This is a genomic window from Corallococcus terminator, assembly GCF_003611635.1.
Taxonomy (GTDB): Bacteria; Myxococcota; Myxococcia; order Myxococcales; family Myxococcaceae; genus Corallococcus; species Corallococcus terminator.
In genome coordinates this window covers 1-2273 of record NZ_RAVZ01000618.1, presented here as the reverse complement: position 1 = coordinate 2273, position 2273 = coordinate 1, and the positions used below count along the sequence as shown (strand labels likewise).

The following is a 2273-nucleotide window of genomic DNA, read 5'->3' as shown; positions in this document are numbered from 1 at the left end:
CTCTTCTGGGGCTCCGGGATGGCCACGGGCGGGGTGCGGGTGGAGTCCGAGCCCACGGGCGCGCGCGTGGTGTTCGAGGACCGCGTGCTGCCGGAGCGCACCCCGCTGGTGCTGCCCCCGGTGAAGCCCGGCCGCTACCGGCTCGTGGTGGTGAAGGAAGGCTACCGGGAGTTCCGCACGCAGATCGTGGTGCCGGACTCCGGGCCGCTCGTGGTGGGGCCGCTGAAGCTCGTGCCGATGACCCCCTCCGGGCGACCCGGTTCGGAGACACCGCCCCCGGAGCCTCCCGCGACGCCCACGCCCACGCCCGAAGCCGGTCCTTCTGGCGAGGCGGATTCGCGCGCCCCGGACCCCGCGCCGCCGGAGGTGCAGGAAGCGAAGGTGGCCGCCCCGGTCGCCCGGGAGCCCGTCGTCGCGACGACAGCCACGGCGGTCCCTCCTCCAGAAGCGCGCGAGGCGGTGCGGCCCGTGGACCGGGCCGCGTCGGTGAGCTTCGTGGTGACGCCGTGGGCGGAGGTGACCTGCAACGGGCGCAAGCTGGGTGAGACGCCGTTCCAGCCCGTGGAGCTGCGGGTGGGCACGTATGACTGCAAGTTCTCCAACCCCGAGCTGAAGCGCACCCTCAACCGCCGCATCGAGGTGCGCCCCATCGACCTCAACGTGGTGACGGTCAAGTTCGAGTAGGCGCGGCGGTGGACCCTTCCATGACGCTCGAAGCAGGAACCCACGTCGGCAAGTACGTCGTGCGCCGCAAGCTCGCGGAAGGGGGCATGGCGGAGATCTTCCTGTGCACCGCGCGTGGGCCGGAGGGCTTCGAGAAGGAAGTCGTCATCAAGCGCGTGCGCGCGTTCCTCGCGAGCGACCCGGACTTCGTGCAGATGTTCATCGCCGAGGCGCGGCTGGCCTCGCGGCTCAACCACGCCAACGTGGTGCAGATCTTCGACTTCGACAAGCACGAGGACACCTACTACCTGGCGATGGAGTACGTGCGCGGCTGCTCGCTGTGGGAGCTGCGCAAGCGGAGCAAGGAGGCGATGACGCCGATGCCGCCCACGCTGGTGGCGCACATCGGCGCGGAGGTCGCGCGCGGGCTGCACTACGCCCACCGCCTGCGGGTGAACGGCGAACTGCTGCACCTGGTGCACCGTGACGTCACGCCCCACAACGTGCTCGTGTCCTACGACGGCGCGGTGAAGCTCACCGACTTCGGCATCGCGAAGGCGGGCAACAAGCTGACCAACCCCGGCGTGCTCAAGGGCAAGTTCGCGTACATGTCGCCCGAGCAGGCCCGGGGCGAAAGCGTCGATGTCCGCACCGACGTGTTCGCGCTGGGCGTGGTGCTGTGGGAGCTGCTCACCGGCGGGCGCCTGTTCCAGGGGGATTCGGAGATCGCCGTCCTGCGCGCGGTGCAGGAGAGCACCATCGTGCCGCCCGCGCGTCTCAACCCAGACGTGCCCCCGGACCTGGACGCCGCCATCTGCCGGGCGCTGGAGCGCGACCTGTCCAAGCGCTTCCAGACGGCGGGGGAGCTGGAGCGCGCCCTGGCCCAGTGCGTGCTGAACAAGGCCCGCTCGGTGGACGACACCGACGTGGGCGACTTCGTGCGCAGGCTGTTCCCGGTGGCCGCCAGCAACATGGCGCTGCCCGCGATGCCGGAGCGCACGGCCCTGGTGGATGGGGCACTGCCTCCGCCCGGCTCGGAAGAGGCCCCCGCGCCCCGTGAGCCCACGGCGGTGATGTCGTCGCGTGGCCATGCGTCGGGCGCGATGCGGAGCCCTTCGCCGGATGAGGACCTGCACGGCACGACGCTGGTGCTGTCCCGCGACGGGCGCCCCGCGGACGCCGCGCAGGGACGACCCCCGCCCTCCACGCCGTTGATGCCCCTGTCGTCCATGGACCGCGGCGGGGCACGCGAGCCGCTCGCGGCGCCGTCGGGCAAGCGCTCCGACTCGCGCGAGATCGCCGCCGCATCCGGGGAGGCCTCGCAGGGAGGCCGCCGGGGCGTGGCGCAGGGGGAAGGGCGCTTCGAACTGGCCGGGGGCAACCTGGGCAGGGAAGCGCGGGATGGCTCCCGGTCCGACATCGAGCCCCGCGAGGCGGACACCGTGTCCGTCACCGAACCGGGACCGCCCTCCGCGCCAGGCCGCAAGCGGACCGTCTGGGCCGGGGCCGCCGCGCTGGGACTCGTGGGCCTCCTGGGCGTCATCGCCGTGGCGCGCTCCACGTCGGGCACCCCCGTCGCGGAGCAGGGACTGTCCCTTATACACATCTGA

Annotated in this window: 2 protein-coding genes; both read left to right on the top strand. The window is 72.4% G+C overall.

Going from position 1 to position 2273, the window contains the following annotated elements:
• Nucleotides 1–684: PEGA domain-containing protein (locus D7V88_RS40785; protein ID WP_208726750.1), on the top strand; the 684-nt coding region annotated here is incomplete at its 5' end.
• A 20-nt stretch (nt 685–704) separates the two neighbouring features.
• Entirely contained in the window at nt 705–2273 is a 1569-nt protein-coding gene (locus D7V88_RS40780) for a serine/threonine protein kinase (protein WP_120545865.1), read from the top strand.

Coding starts and splice junctions, on each gene's coding strand:
- D7V88_RS40780 (WP_120545865.1), top strand. CDS start 705: ATGACGCTCGAAGCAGGAACCCACGTCGGCAAGTACGTCGTGCGCCGC.